This window comes from Paenisporosarcina sp. P4_B8 (genome assembly GCF_056402175.1).
Window position 1 is genome coordinate 116,755 of record NZ_JBFUHX010000004.1, and the last position, 15,027, is coordinate 131,781.

Annotated in this window: 10 protein-coding genes and 1 other RNA gene; 9 read left to right on the plus strand and 2 right to left on the minus strand. The window is 37.7% G+C overall.

Translation table 11 applies throughout. From position 1 onward, the window contains the following. Positions 1 to 116 precede the first annotated feature (116 nt). From AC1DSK_RS05825 to ssrA, 4 genes are all read left to right on the plus strand, one after another. Positions 117 to 863, plus strand: coding sequence for an alpha/beta hydrolase (locus tag AC1DSK_RS05825; RefSeq protein WP_477547768.1), 747 nt, complete (start codon positions 117 to 119; stop codon positions 861 to 863). 43 nt (positions 864 to 906) lie between these two features. Beyond that, positions 907 to 3,231, plus strand: coding sequence for a ribonuclease R (rnr, locus tag AC1DSK_RS05830; protein ID WP_477547769.1), 2,325 nt, complete (start codon positions 907 to 909; stop codon positions 3,229 to 3,231). Between the two features lie 248 nt (positions 3,232 to 3,479). Further along, positions 3,480 to 3,947, plus strand: coding sequence for an SsrA-binding protein SmpB (gene smpB / locus AC1DSK_RS05835; RefSeq protein ID WP_016429072.1), 468 nt, complete (start codon positions 3,480 to 3,482; stop codon positions 3,945 to 3,947). Positions 3,948 to 4,069: 122 nt separating this feature from the next. After that, positions 4,070 to 4,425: a transfer-messenger RNA gene (ssrA, locus tag AC1DSK_RS05840) on the plus strand. Positions 4,426 to 4,559: 134 nt separating this feature from the next. Here the strand turns inward: ssrA and AC1DSK_RS05845 are convergent. Further along, positions 4,560 to 4,685 carry a hypothetical protein gene (locus AC1DSK_RS05845; RefSeq protein ID WP_477547770.1) on the minus strand — a complete coding sequence of 42 codons (126 nt, stop codon included), beginning with the start codon at positions 4,683 to 4,685 and terminating at the stop codon, positions 4,560 to 4,562. 359 nt (positions 4,686 to 5,044) lie between these two features. Between AC1DSK_RS05845 and AC1DSK_RS05850 the strand changes: the two genes are divergently transcribed. The 4 genes from AC1DSK_RS05850 (at position 5,045) to AC1DSK_RS05865 (ending at position 9,094) form a co-directional block, all read left to right on the plus strand. Next, on the plus strand, positions 5,045 to 6,223 hold the full coding sequence (locus tag AC1DSK_RS05850) for a NupC/NupG family nucleoside CNT transporter (RefSeq protein WP_477547771.1): 1,179 nt from the start codon (positions 5,045 to 5,047) through the stop codon (positions 6,221 to 6,223). Between the two features lie 340 nt (positions 6,224 to 6,563). After that, positions 6,564 to 6,743, plus strand: coding sequence for a DUF4083 family protein (locus AC1DSK_RS05855; protein WP_016429069.1), 180 nt, complete (start codon positions 6,564 to 6,566; stop codon positions 6,741 to 6,743). Positions 6,744 to 7,437: 694 nt separating this feature from the next. Next, on the plus strand, positions 7,438 to 8,670 hold the full coding sequence (sstT, locus tag AC1DSK_RS05860) for a serine/threonine transporter SstT (RefSeq protein ID WP_477547772.1): 1,233 nt from the start codon (positions 7,438 to 7,440) through the stop codon (positions 8,668 to 8,670). A 274-nt stretch (positions 8,671 to 8,944) separates the two neighbouring features. After that, a complete protein-coding gene (locus AC1DSK_RS05865) occupies positions 8,945 to 9,094 on the plus strand; it encodes a hypothetical protein (RefSeq protein ID WP_477547773.1) in 150 nt (49 codons plus the stop codon). Positions 9,095 to 9,383: 289 nt separating this feature from the next. On the opposite strand, the gene AC1DSK_RS05870 is transcribed toward AC1DSK_RS05865, so the two are convergent. Then, positions 9,384 to 12,416, minus strand: coding sequence for an efflux RND transporter permease subunit (locus tag AC1DSK_RS05870; protein WP_477547774.1), 3,033 nt, complete (start codon positions 12,414 to 12,416; stop codon positions 9,384 to 9,386). Positions 12,417 to 13,049: 633 nt separating this feature from the next. Between AC1DSK_RS05870 and AC1DSK_RS05875 the strand changes: the two genes are divergently transcribed. Beyond that, complete coding sequence (locus AC1DSK_RS05875; protein ID WP_477547775.1) at positions 13,050 to 14,678, plus strand: GNAT family N-acetyltransferase; 1,629 nt, start codon at positions 13,050 to 13,052, stop codon at positions 14,676 to 14,678. Positions 14,679 to 15,027: the final 349 nt, after the last annotated feature.

Below are 15,027 nucleotides of genomic sequence, written 5' to 3' on the forward strand. Positions count from 1 at the left end.
GGTTAGGCGTTTTCTTATTCCATGAAATGATGGGAAAAGTTGGATGTCTTAATTAAAAACATTATTTAGATACATACTGATTGAATGATGTGTTTTGTAAAGGAGAGGTTTTTTTAATGCGAATTGCGCAACCCAAACCGTTCTTTTTTGAAGCGGGTAAAAGAGCCGTATTATTGTTGCATGGATTTACTGGGAACTCATCAGATGTACGCATGCTTGGCCGTTTTTTAGAAAAGAATGGTTACACATCATTGGCTCCTCATTATAAAGGGCATGGTGTTCCACCGGAAGAATTGATTCAAAGTGGGCCTGCTGATTGGTGGAAAGATGTAATGCGTGGCTATGATCAATTGAAGGCTGCTGGATACGAAGAAATTGCTGTGGCAGGTTTATCATTAGGTGGTGTCTTTTCACTGAAATTAGGGTATACCGTTCCTGTAAAGGGTATCGTGACGATGTGTGCGCCAATGTCCATGAAGACTACTGAACTCATGTATGAAGGTGTATTGAAATATGCGAGGGATTATAAGCGCTATGAAGGAAAAGACACATCACTTATCGAAGAAGAAGTAGAAGTACTTCAAAAGACTTCGATGGATTCACTACCTGAATTACGGAAACTCGTATATAACGTTCGTGATCATGTGGATCATGTCTATGCACCACTTTTTGTTGTGCAAGGCCGTCAAGATAGTGTTATTGATGTGGACTCGGCTAATATTATATATAATCAGGCGGAATCATTTGAAAAGCAGATTAAATGGTACGAACAATCAGGCCATGTAATTACACTTGATCAGGAAAAAGAGCAATTGCACGAAGATATTTTAGAATTTTTACAATCACTTGACTGGCATGTGTAAAAATTGCCATGCACGCACACGCTTATAGAAGGAGGGATGAATCATGGAACAATCTTTAGAAAAACAATTATTCGCGATATTACGAGAAGAAGATTATAAACCAATGACCGTTCAGGAATTAGAATCAAAGCTTGAGCTGGAGTATTCCGAGGAATTTAAGGAATTAGTGAAGACGCTTGCCCGATTAGAAACACAAGGAGATGTCATCCGCTCAAGATCGAACCGTTATGGACTCCCGCAACAAATGAATTTATTAAAAGGGAAATTCATTGGACATCCACGAGGATTTGGATTTGTTTCACCGGAAGAAGAAGGTATGGATGATATTTTCATTCCACCAACAGAAATTAATGGAGCAATGAATGGAGATAGCGTTTTAGTTCGTGTTTCGAGCTCAAGCTCAGGCGATAGACGTGAAGGCTCGATTACCAAAATTACAGAACGTGGCATCACGAAAGTGGTCGGACAGTTCCAAGATAATAAAGGCTTCGGCTTTGTACTTCCGGACGATAAAAAAATCTCAATGGATATTTTCATTGCGAAAGAAGATACACTTGGCGCGATGGAAGGACATAAAGTAGTTGTAGAAATTACTGGATGGCCAGAAGGTCGTAAATCAGCAACGGGTATGGTTACACAAATTCTTGGTCATAAAAATGATCCTGGTGTTGATATTTTATCCATCATCCATAAGCATGGAATCGAAACGGAATTCCCGAAACCAGTATTGGATCAAGCTAATGCAGTGCCTGATGAAATCACTGAGGCAGATTTGGAAGGTCGACGTGATCTTCGAAATGAAGTTATCGTGACGATTGATGGAGCAGATGCAAAAGACTTGGATGACGCCGTAACAGTCACGAAGAATGCAGATGGAACATACAAACTCGGAGTTCATATTGCAGACGTTAGTCACTATGTAACTGATGGTTCGCCAATGGATACCGAAGCGTATGAACGCGCAACGAGTGTCTATTTGACTGACCGTGTAATCCCAATGCTTCCACACCGTCTTTCTAACGGAATTTGTTCATTAAATCCAAAAGTGGACCGTTTGACATTATCTTGTGAAATGGTGATTGATGGCAGTGGGAAAGTCGTATCACATGAAATCTTCCAAAGTGTCATCAAAACAACAGAACGTATGACATACACGGATGTTTTCAAGATTGTCGAAGAAAAAGATGAAGCACTAATCGAACGCTACCGTGATTTGGTTCCAATGTTCGAACTAATGGCAGAATTGGCTGAAGTTTTACGTCAAAAACGTGCAGACCGCGGTGCGATTGATTTCGACTTCAAGGAATCAAAAATTTTGGTGGACGAAGATGGTTGGCCAACAGATGTTGTCATACGTGAACGTACGATCGCTGAGCGCTTGATTGAAGAATTCATGTTAGCTGCGAACGAAACAGTTGCAGAGCATTTCCACTGGATGGATGTACCGTTCATCTACCGTATTCACGAAGATCCAAAACCTGAGAAGCTTCAACGTTTCTTCGAATTCATTACAAATTTCGGTATCGTTGTAAAAGGTTCGGGTAATGAAATTCATCCACGTGCATTGCAGGAAATCGTAGAGTCAATCGAAGGACTACCAGAAGAACCGGTTATTTCAACGATGATGTTACGTTCAATGCAACAAGCGAAGTATCATGCGGAAAGTTTAGGCCATTTCGGATTATCTACGGACTACTATACGCATTTCACTTCACCGATTCGTCGTTATCCGGATTTAATCGTTCACCGATTAATTCGAACATATTTAATTAATGGAGATGTTTCAAAACCAACAGTGGCCCATTGGGGTGCAGTGATGGATGAAATTGCTGACCATACTTCTGGACGTGAGCGCCGTGCTGTTGATGCAGAGCGTGATACAGAATCATTGAAGAAAGCACAATACATGGCTGACAAGATTGGTGAAGAGTTTGAAGGAATCGTCAGCTCTGTAACAAACTTTGGTATGTTTATCGAACTTCAGAATACAATTGAAGGACTCGTGCATGTAAGTAATATGACAGATGACTATTACCGATTTGATGATCGTCAGATGATGATGATTGGTGAAAGAGGAGGAAAACAATTCCGAATCGGAGATGAAGTTACGGTTCGTGTCACATCTGTTAAACCTGAAGAATCTGCTATCGACTTTGAAATTGTCGGTATGGTCAAAACTTTCAATCGTCCTCCTCGCAAGGAAACGCCGAAAGTCATTCATGCGAAACGAAAAGAAGGAGCAGGTAGAGGTAAATCTTCTGCTGATAAATCATCGCCAGGACCAAAAAAAGGCGTGAATCAAAAGAAAAAGTTTTATGAAGACATTGCCAAGAAAAATAAAAGCAGTCGTAAGCGTAAGAAAAAGTAAGTGATAGGAGCGGCGGATAGCCGCTCTTCTCATCAAAGCTAATAAATTATAAAATTATGTTATGTCTAGCTCATGCGCCAGCCTACGCCAAAGCTTGGGCCCACAGGACGTGGGTCATGAAGGCGTTACCGCAGGACGCGGTAACTTTAGCCTTCCTATCGAAACGAAAGCACTTGATTCGGTAACTTCATGCGCTGGTGTAGGCTAGGTGGTGCTTTGCGCTTTTCTTGACAGCGAGGTGTAGACAGATGCCAAAAGGAACTGGGAAAGTGGTTGCGCAGAACAAGAAAGCCAATCATGATTATTTTATTGATGAAACAATTGAAGCAGGAATTGTGCTTCAAGGTACGGAAATCAAATCCGTTCGTAACGGGAAAGTTCAGCTGAAGGATGCATTCGTCCGCATTCGCAACAATGAAGCCTGGATTTCGAATATGCACATCAGTCCATATGAACAAGGAAACCGATTCAACCATGAACCATTGCGTTCTAGGAAACTGTTACTGCATAAAAAACAAATCAGTGAATTGATCGGTCTTTCAAAACAAGATGGCTATTCAATCATTCCCATCAAAATGTACATGAAGGATGGCTTTGCCAAAGTGTTAATCGGCATGGGTAAAGGGAAAAAGAATTACGATAAACGCGATGATCTCAAGAAGAAAGAAGCGAAGCGAGACATTGAACGTGCATTCAAATCCCGCAATCAAGATTGATGGTACTTGAAGTTTGACCAATTTTGCCTTATAATAGAATTACAGCTTTGCCAGCTGAACTTTTTGTTCACCCGAACATCCCTTATCATAAAGAGTTAAAAGACTTTATGATTATCCTATAAGGGGACGTTACGGATTCGACAGGGATGGTCTGAGCTTAAGTTGCGCGTCGGAGGGATCGGCTCCGTATCAACGTCATTTTATAATAACTGGCAAAAACCAAAACCTAGCATTCGCAGCGTAAGCTGACAATGTTGCTTGTCTTGACCATCGCCCATGTGGTCCTGTACGAGCTCACTCTTAGTGGGATACGATCGTCGGTGCGACTTGAGCCGCCGAGAAGAGACTTTCAAGTTAGCGCACAAGACGCCCGCTTGTCGGCATAATGCTGCGCGAAACCTCAATAGGCAAGATACACGCGTAGAAGCTTAAGTGTTGGAGTTTCTGGACGCGGGTTCGATTCCCGCCGTCTCCATATTACGAAATCATATGATTTCATACAGTGTCAAAACCCTTGGTATTCAAGGGTTTTTTCTTTTTGACTATATCATCTAGTTTCAATGAGTATTAACCGAACAGCGTCAAAAACGTAGTCAAAGCGTAGTCACCCCACTACATTTCGATGAAGCTGACGAACTTTAATCTTGCTTCTTCTTTTGCTTTCTTCGTAACGTGTTCATCGAAAACTAATCCTAATATCATCCCGACAATGCCCATCAAGAAAAATAGTACGTTCATTATGTTCACCATCCTTTGGTTCCATTTTGTAAATATGTTGAAAAATGTACACAATAAAAACAGACAACTTTATTTGTTGTCTGTTTTTATTATCTGCTTTTTGTTTGCGTTATCTTGCCTTCAAGATGAGATAATTGGTCCTTACAAATTTAGACTTGAAGATAGGCTCCAAATGAATGGCGGTCAAATTGTTACAAAAATGGGGAACCGCAATCCTAAAATGTTATATTCCTTTATCAACATGGGCAACATTTAATAAATTGTATATGGACATGATAAGTTATAAATGTATACTTATTAAGTAAGTTTAATGGTCAGACGTTTAACCTTTTAATAATACAACTTTGTGGAGGCATTAAATGAATTATTTAATCTCAATCGTAGGCTTAATTGTTGTTCTGGGTCTTGCCTGGGTTGCAAGTAACAATCGTAAAGAAATAAAGATAAGACCAATTATCCAGATGATCATTATTCAGTTAATATTAACTTTTATATTACTGAATACCAAATTTGGATTGATTCTTATAGAGGGAATCGCAGCCGTGTTTACAAAATTATTAGATTACGCTAATGAAGGAATCAATTTTGTATTTGCCGGCATTGCGAATGAAGGACAAGCTCCTTTCTTCTTAACTGCTTTACTTCCAATCGTATTCATTTCGGCTCTGATTGGAATTCTGCAACACATTAAGGTTCTTCCTTTCATTATGAAATGGCTTGGATGGGCAATCAGTAAAGTAAACGGCATGGGTAAATTGGAATCTTACAATGGAGTAGCATCCGCTATTGTTGGACAATCTGAAGTATTTATTACTGTGAAAAAACAGCTTGGACAATTATCCCCTCAACGTCTATATACACTAAGTGCGTCAGCGATGTCTACTGTATCTATGTCTATTGTCGGAGCTTATATGACGATGATTGAACCGAGATATGTCGTAACTGCAATCGTGATTAATTTATTTGGAGGATTCATCATTGCTTCAATCATTAATCCTTACTCTGTAACCGAAGAAGAAGATCTCCTTGTTGTGCAAGAAGAAAAACAAAGCTTCTTTGAAATGCTTGGCGAATATATTATGGATGGATTCAAGGTTGCAATTGTGGTTGCGGCGATGTTACTTGGATTCGTTGCACTAATGGCAGGAATAAATAACTTATTTGATATGATATTTGGAGTCACGTTCCAAGCAATTATTGGATATGTCTTTGCTCCATTTGCGATTTTAATGGGTATCCCTGTTTCAGAATCAGTAACAGCAGGCGGTATTATGGCTACCAAACTAGTTACAAACGAATTTGTAGCGATGCTATCATTAAATGAATTAGCGTCAAATCTGAGTGAACGATCAATCGGAATCATTTCAGTTTTCCTTGTTTCATTTGCAAACTTCTCTTCAATTGGCATCATCTCAGGTGCTGTAAAAGGTCTTCATGAAAAACAAGGAAACGTTGTAGCACGATTCGGCTTGAAACTTTTATACGGAGCAACGTTAGTGAGCATATTATCAGCGATTATTGTGAGTTTTATCCTATAGTTAGAGAAAGTGTCATCCAAAACCCTAATAAAAGCAACATCCCAGCGAATACTTATAAGTATTCCTGGGACATTAAAGGACGTCAAATAAACCTTTTCAGTGAGTAGGTAAAAGAACGGGATACGAATTTTAGTATTTATCTCCATTCACGTCTTACTGTAAGATTACCAAAGAACCTTCTAAATCAATTATGATTAGGAGGTTTTTTCATGTCTAAAAAATCAGGTGTCTTTAATATTTAGGAGATGTGGGTAATGGGCAAGGTGACAAACCAGTTTAGGCTAATCATTATATAAAGTGCAAAATATGGTACAATTAGAAAAAAATGTTGGGGGTTAATATGGAGATAATCTTAAATCTTATTATTATAACTTTAAGTTTGGTAGGAGCAATGTCGTTTACTCTTTTTATACGTAGGTTATTAATAAATTCAAGCTTGCGGAATACTCATTATAAAGATATTGAAACTAAACTAGATGAAATCAAAGATTTACTTTTAAATGAGCGCACTTCCCCATAACTTCCAGTTCCAAAGCATCAGTTGTAATGCTTTTTTAATTTAAGAAGAATTCAAAAAGGGACTCTAATAGAGTTCTTTTTTCTTTTGCTGAATTATCGGCGATTAACTGAGCCTTATGTGACGATAGTCAAATGACTGTAGGAATTGTTTGTTACCACTTTTATAAAACTACTCTATAGAAACAACAATGCAGCGAATGCTTTAATCAAGGGGGGTGGCGTTTTTTACTTTTTCACCTAAATGTACGTTTTTTCATCTAATGGCATTCAAATAAGTGATTTTTTAATAAAAAGAATCTAAATAATCATCATGTTGATTTTCGCTATGACCGGACGCTTTCCGGGGGCATGGCTTCAGCCTCCTTATTCGCTAACGCTCAAGCTTGTTTCTTACACAGGGAACAAATACTATGAATTTTAAAGCTTCAATTACTGAAGATAATTCAGGATTGTGGCTTTTTTGTTGTTTTATGATGTCCCTGCCCTTATGCTCCCAAAATTGCAGCTAACACAAGAACGGTGTTCATAAGATATGCCAAAAGATAACAAAAAAAATCGATATAACATTCTAAAAATTTGTGATAGAATAAAATATCAGTCTATTTAAAGTTAAAATAAGTACACATTATTTTAACGAGGAGAAGTGATTGTGCGTTTTTTATGCGTGTTTTAAGAAAATTTTGGGGGGTAGTAGAATGAAAAATTTATTTGTTAAATGGAATCAAGTGAGCCTAGTAAAAAGGATTATGATCGGTATTATTGTCGGTCTTATCTTAGCTTTAACGGTTCCTGAAGCCACAAGTTGGATCTCCATTTTCGGTTCTTTATTTGTCGGTGCATTAAAGGCAGTTGCACCAATATTAGTATTATTCTTAGTGATGCATGCGATTGCCGTACATAAAAGTGGTAAGAAAACGAATATGAAATCGATTCTTGGTCTTTATGCTATTGGTACATTCCTAGCTGGGGCTGTCGCTGTAGTTGCAAGTTTTATGTTCCCAGTTACATTAACACTGACAACAGGAGCAGAAGACATATCTCCACCTGAAGGTATTGCGGAAGTTATTCAAACATTACTATTTAACATTGTTGCCAATCCAATTGATGCAATAATAAATGCTAACTATCTAGGTATATTAATGTGGGCAATCGTTCTTGGGATTGCATTAAAAAATGCAAATCAAAATACGAAAGACATGTTAGGTAATTTTTCGGATGCAATCACTAAAGTAGTACAATGGGTGATTAATTTAGCACCGCTTGGTATTATGGGGCTTGTTTTTAGTGCAATTGTAACAAGTGGTCTTTCTGCTCTACTTGATTACGGTAGATTAATTTTAATTCTAGTTGGATGTATGTTGTTTATCGCACTTGTAGTGAATCCGTTAATCGTATTCATCTATACGCGAAAAAATCCTTATCCACTTGTTTTAATGGTTTTAAGAGAAAGTGGTATTACGGCATTCTTTACACGTAGTTCAGCTGCAAATATACCGGTAAATATGAAATTATGTGAAAAACTAGGCTTAGATGAGGATACTTATGCAGTGTCAATCCCTCTAGGTGCTACAATTAATATGGCTGGTGCAGCCGTTACAATTGCTGTACTAACTCTTGCAACAGTAAATACTCTTGGTATTGAAGTTGATTTTGTGACTGCACTTATGCTTTCTGTTGTAGCAGCTATCTCTGCAGCAGGTGCATCAGGTGTTGCCGGCGGATCACTATTACTTATCCCACTAGCATGTAATTTATTTGGAGTTCCAAATGATATTGCAATGCAAGTTGTAGGTGTTGGTTTTATCATCGGTGTTGTTCAAGATTCTTGTGAAACTGCACTGAATTCTTCTTCTGACGTACTGTTCACAGCTACAGCTGAGTATGCTAAAGAACGTAAAGAAGGTACAGTAGTTTCTATGAAATCTTAGGATCTACGACTCTAGTAAAAAGAATATAGAAGCTTAACTATTGATCTGATCTAAAGCTCCATAAAGGTATTCATTTGATTGAATTCGATTAATGAAGATATAAAAAGCCGCAATTACCGAGGATGCTTGGTGATCGTGGCTTTTTGGTTGTGTAATGATTTATCCGCCCTGTTGCAGTACACTAATAAAGTAAAAAGGTTTACTTCAGTAAAATAAGGTATATTATATTTGTTGAATAGATTCTCTTTAAAGACAAGAAAAGTAGGTGAACAAAGTGGGGAAATATCAATTGGATACCAAAGGTCAGGTGGCTGTGGCAAAGTATCATGAAAAACACAAGCCTGCCAAATTTGATAAAAAGCAGCAAATTGAAAAAATACGTGCGGAGTATTTGAAAAAAAAGCAAAAACAAACAGATAAATAATATGAATATGAAAACATAGGAAGACTAAAATCTCCCTATGTTTTTCTTATTCGAAGTTCTTTTTTTCAATTGATGATAGAGTTTATTATTCTCCTAAATTTCAGATTCGGTGACAAAAAACTCGTCATCAGATATCCATTCCTCACTAATTGATTTTGACATTTTTTTTACTAATAGAAAACACCTCCAAGTTTGTTCAGGTATTCAATACCCGTTCTCAACTTAAAGGTGTTTTTATTTGTCTAACTCTATTTGGTCAGTCCCAAGCTTTTAAGCGAAAGTCAGGATTTCATACTGAAATATCTTGGTCAGTTGTTTGATTCATGCGCTGTTTCTTAGATTTTCTAAAGTGAAGCAATTCATACATACAAGGAATCACGATTAGGGTCAGCACGGTTGCCATGGCTAGACCACCAATCACAACAATAGCTAGACTTTGTGATACTAAGCTTCCTGTTTCGGCTTGTTTTAGTAGTAGTGGAAGCATCGCACAGATGGTTGCAATTGCAGTCATGAAAATCGGTCTCATCCTTGTTGCTGTCGCTTCCACTAGGGCATCACGAATAATCATTTTTTGTTCATTTTGTTTTACTCGGTCTAGTAGAACAATCGCGTTTGTTACGACGATACCAATTAGCATTAATGCTCCTAGTAGTGCTGTGATATCAACTGGAATTCCGCTGATGAGGATTCCTAAAATTGCGCCAATCGCAGCAAGTGGAAGGGAACAAAGAATGGCGATTGGTGCTCTGATCGACTTAAATGTGATGACCATAATTAAAAATACTATTCCGATCGAAACAAGCATTATGAGAAATAAATCAGTAAAATCATCTGCCTGTTGGCTGCTTGATCCACCTACTAGAACCTCAACATTCTCTGGTAGATCCATGCCTTTATTGTCTTTTTGATCGCCGAAAATCTCTAGATTGATTGTTTTCGAGATTTCAGAAAGCTTTGCAGGATCAACGGATGCTGTGACTCGAAGGTAGGCATCCCCATCTTTATGAAACTGGTTGGTTGAAAGCTCTTCACTTTGTAAAGTAGCAATGGATGATACTGGTACAAGGCCGGAATCGGTCATGACTGGTATATTCTCCAAGTCTTCAGGTGTATCCGTATCCAGGAGAGGTTCCAGGAATACAGTTTTCTGCTTGTCATCTAAACTAATCGTTCCAATTGGTGTTTTATTTAACATCACACCCAACTGCTGCGCGATTTGTTCAGTATTTCCTTTTGTTGGATCTACAACAAGGGAGTGTACAGTTTTCTTCTCGTCTTGATTGGTCGATACTTCCTCGACACCGTCAATGTTTTGCACTTTTTCTTTAATATTGGTTGCCACTTCTTCAAGCTCTGCCAAATTTTCACCGACTACATCAATGGTGATATTTGTACCTGCTCCTCCCATCATAAAGGAGGCTGTAGTTACTTCTAAAAGGGCATCAGGATATTGATCCTTTTTCTTTAACATTTCTTTCACTATGAAGTCTGTATCATTTTTATCGTCTAATAAAATACTGAAGGACGCTTCTGTCGGTGATCCAACATAGCCATATTGAGCAGCTTCAGCTGGAGAACCTACCTGTGAAAATACATGTTTCACTTCATCCATATCTCGAATGGATGATTCAAATTCAATTGTCTTTTCCTTTACTTCTTCCACTGGCGTATCATTCGGGTAACTCAATGTGGTCAGGACATAGTCAGCAGAGGAGCTGTCAACTGCACCTTTTGGAATGAAAAAGTAAGTGCCTATGGATCCGATGAAAAGGAGAATGGAGATCGTGAAAACAATCCATTTATGATTTAAGGACCATGTAACTACTTTTGGAAAACGAACAGCTGGTTTATGTTCAGGAAGCTTTGTATTTTTTAATAATCCCGCACTCATTAACGGAACAACAGTCAACGCGACAATCAAGGATGCTAACAAGGAATAAGTAACGGTTAAAGCGAATGGTAAAAGAAATTCTTGAAGTCCACCATTCAGTAAACTCATCGGTAAGAAAACGGCTACTGTTGTTAATGTAGAGGCAGTAATAGCAACCCCCACTTGCTTCGTTGCGTCAATAACCATTTGAACTGAGAATTTCTCTGTTTGCATTTTCCTGAAAATATTTTCGATGACGACAATACTATCATCAACTAGGCGTCCAACTGCAACAGCGACACCACCGAGCGTTAAGATATTCAATGTCACACCAGACCAAGACAGAAGGAATAGTGTGAAACACAGGGATAGAGGAATCGATATTATGGTAATAAAAGTAGAACGGATATTTCGCAGGAAAACCATAATGACGATTGTTGCAAATAGTGCACCAAGAAGAACTTCTTTTATCATAGTATGAACGGAATTTTGAACCATATCAGCAGAGGATATATAGATAACAGATTCCTGCTGATCATACTTTTCGTTGATTTCCTTTGTTACTTTTTCGATTTCTTTGCTAATAGTCACCGCATTGGATTGACTGTCCTTTGTGATGCTAATATCTAGGCTTTCTTTTCCATTAAATCGGCTAATGAAATTTGCATCTTTTGTTTCTTCAATTGTTGCAATATCTCCAAGCGTCACACTAGGTGAAACAGTTAAGCCTTTTAGTTTTTCAATGCTTGTTAAATCACCGATTACTTTAATATTGCTTGTTTTTCCGTCAATAATCTTTTCACCGACAGCTACAGCAGTATTTTGACCATTAAGAATGCCCATAACTGTTTGAAGAGAAATTTGATTTTCAGCCAATTTTTCATCATCAATATTAACGGAAATGACGGAATCTGTAATCCCATATAGATCTACACTGGAAACACCTTTGATTTCTTGATAATGAGATTGAAGCTCTTCACGAGCAAAATCTACATTTTCTGTAGTCACACCTTCTTCAAAGGTGACAGCAATGTTAGCAATTGGAATCATAGATGTATTAAGCTGTGAGATTGTTGGCTTGGATATATAGTGCGGCAAAGCTACATTACTTAACGCATCCTGTACATCCTGTTTGGCTTGTTTCATATCATATCCTGCCTCGAAAAACAGGTCTACTTTTGAAAATCCATCTCCTGTTGTAGAATAGACGGATGTTTTTCCATTCAATCCTGCAACAGCTCTTTCTATCGGATAGGTTACTTCTGATTCCATCGTATTGGAGTCAGTTCCCTGTCCAACGGAGATAATGGTGACTTGCGGATTATCCGCAGATGGTAAAAATTCCATAGGCAATCTAAAATAGCTGACAATACCTATCACCAATATTAAAATGGTTAATACAGCGACAGCAGCCCTGTTTCGAAAAGCCCACTTGGTAAATATCGACATAACAATTTCCCTCCATAAAATTACAAATTTGATATCAAAAGAAATATACTATAAATGCAAAACGAAAAATCAGACTTTTATTAAACTTTACAAAAACTTAATTCAAACTATGTGCTCCCTTCTTACCATCGTTTCAGTTACCTCTTTATTGTAACGAATGGTAATATATTCCACAATGATCTCTAGATTTATATTTTTCTAAGACCTAAGACTTAGAAGATAATGGAAAAGTAAACGGAGTGATGTTTTGAACATGAGAAAACATCCTAATAACCTCTCAAACTATGCATTGTATTAATCAAATAGAACAACGGCATTTACAGACAATTACGTTGTTATAAGGGGTTAGCGGCTACGCCGTTTCCATTTACATGATTCATTTAAATGTAGATGGATTTACCCATTATTAAACACGTCTTTCGATTCATTTCGAAAGACGTGTTTTTTGTTATTCATAAAAAGGTTCTGTATAAGGTCCTTGGCTGAATATAATCTCATATCGCCTCTTATAAAAAGTGCGACTTGAGCGACTGTAAATAGTCCAAGCCTCTCAGATTAATTCTTAAGCAATCGGAAGTTTCTCATTCATTTCCTCGAAACCATTCAATATCAACCGATAGAAGGGAGAAATTAATGAAGGTTTACCATATCCGGTCATTGGAGCAATTGAAACCTTATCAGAAAATGTGGGATCACATTTTGGATGTTAATCAGAACGATAACCCATTCATTGAATTTCAATGGATAGAGAATTGGTGGAAATACCTTGGGCGCAATCGGGGAGTCGAAATTATCGTCGTAGAAAAAGCAGATAATGTGATTGCCTTTTTCCCTTTGCAAATCACTCACATGATGAAGTCGACCGTCATTGAGTTCCTCGGGCGTGGTGAAGCGCATTACATGGATATCATCGTATACGATGATGAAAGAGAACAAGTGATTCAATATGTTTTCGATGAATTAATGGAGTCGATGCCGAAATGTATCTTTAATTTACATGGGTTATTATCAAGCAGCCCTACAACCAATATGTTGAGTTTGTATCTTGCTAAAAGAAAGTGTGAACCCACCATATTTTCAATTGTTACGCCTTTCGTGAAAACGGACACGCTCAATCTCGAAGATTACTTGAAAAAAAGAAGCAAAATTCACGGTCTCAATCGCAGGGAAAAGAGACTTCGTTATTTAGGACATCCAAAAGTAATGACTAGCAGTCCAGATGAAATCGAACAAGTTTTTACGCTACATGATAAGCGATGGAGAAAGATGGACGAGACCAATTTCACGGATGAAGAACATCAGATGTTTTACAGTGCTTTATTAAACTGTGAAGATGGACCGATGAAAGCTAAAGTGGAAGGCTTATATTTGGATGATCAAATGATTGCGTTCTCTTACGTATTTAAGTGCAGAGGTCGACATGTCGGTTATTTGAACGGGCACGATCCTGACTACAGCCTTTATGGACCTGGAACAATCCTCGATAAAGAATTGATCACTAGAAGCCAAAATAATGATTTGAGAATTTATGACTTGAGCATTGGCTACGAGCCATATAAGTTCGACTGGAATACGGGAGTAGACTACACGAACAATTTCTTGTTTTCTTCTAATGAATGGCAAACTCAAATGGTCTTCCAACTGATCAAAGGTAAGGGGTATGTAAAAGAAATTTTAAAGAAGAACTATAAAGTATTGTTATTTAAAAATGAGTTTCTTGGAAAAAATCTGCATTTTTTTCGGAATGCTAGCTTCAGGGATTGGGTAAAAGCGTTTCGCAGCCAAGTCGGTAAAATTTATTCGCAGAAATCGGTCGAGATTTATCAACAAAAGCAAGGAACTAAAGATTCGCTGGATTATCAAATGCTTATCTATCCCGAAGCACGAAAACGACATCACGACCTGAAGCAAACGAATAAATGGTTTTATAATGGATTCACACCATATGGTGATGCCAATGTTTCGATGTTCTGGGTTCATCCAAATGTTATACGTGTAGATGAAGTTGATTACTTGCAGGAGTTGCCAAAAAACAGTGCGTATATTGCAGAATGGCAAATTCATAAGTTGTCGAGTGTATGTTCATATTTGCGCCAAGATAATGGAGTTCAGGACATTTTTCTTCATACCACAAAAAAAGATGAAGTGACTACGAAACATCTTCAACAATTAGGTTTCACTCATATCAGCAGTATCAAGAAAAGAAATTTGTTATTTAAGCCATCTACACAAGTTTTAACTAATTCGACGAGTAAGCAGTGAGCTTGGCTGAGTTGATGGATTAAAAATGGACATGCAATAGTAAATTGGGTTATGGGGGAGAACATGTGAAAGCATATTCCGATTACGTATCAAAACATCGGATAGGAAAGCTTATAATATGGTTGAGAAATGTAAAAAGAAACAAAGAGAGAAAACATCGATAAGTCATTACTCTTAGCTTCCTTAAATACATCTTGTGTACCATTTGCCTGACCACTACGATAAAGTGGCAGGTTTTTTTATTGTTAATGAACTTTTTCGACAGTACGATGTCTAATACATAACAGAGGTTGAAATTACCGGAAGAGACTTACACAAATCCATTAAAACTTCCTTTCTCCTACTACCC

What these genes read in the sequence shown, in the direction of transcription:
- AC1DSK_RS05825 (WP_477547768.1), top strand. Translation starts at nt 117, where the DNA reads ATGCGAATTGCGCAACCCAAACCGTTCTTTTTTGAAGCGGGTAAAAGA.
- rnr (WP_477547769.1), top strand. Translation starts at nt 907, where the DNA reads ATGGAACAATCTTTAGAAAAACAATTATTCGCGATATTACGAGAAGAA.
- smpB (WP_016429072.1), top strand. Translation starts at nt 3,480, where the DNA reads ATGCCAAAAGGAACTGGGAAAGTGGTTGCGCAGAACAAGAAAGCCAAT.
- AC1DSK_RS05845 (WP_477547770.1), bottom strand. Translation starts at nt 4,685, where the DNA reads ATGAACGTACTATTTTTCTTGATGGGCATTGTCGGGATGATATTAGGA.
- AC1DSK_RS05850 (WP_477547771.1), top strand. Translation starts at nt 5,045, where the DNA reads ATGAATTATTTAATCTCAATCGTAGGCTTAATTGTTGTTCTGGGTCTT.
- AC1DSK_RS05855 (WP_016429069.1), top strand. Translation starts at nt 6,564, where the DNA reads ATGGAGATAATCTTAAATCTTATTATTATAACTTTAAGTTTGGTAGGA.
- sstT (WP_477547772.1), top strand. Translation starts at nt 7,438, where the DNA reads ATGAAAAATTTATTTGTTAAATGGAATCAAGTGAGCCTAGTAAAAAGG.
- AC1DSK_RS05870 (WP_477547774.1), bottom strand. Translation starts at nt 12,416, where the DNA reads ATGTCGATATTTACCAAGTGGGCTTTTCGAAACAGGGCTGCTGTCGCT.
- AC1DSK_RS05875 (WP_477547775.1), top strand. Translation starts at nt 13,050, where the DNA reads ATGAAGGTTTACCATATCCGGTCATTGGAGCAATTGAAACCTTATCAG.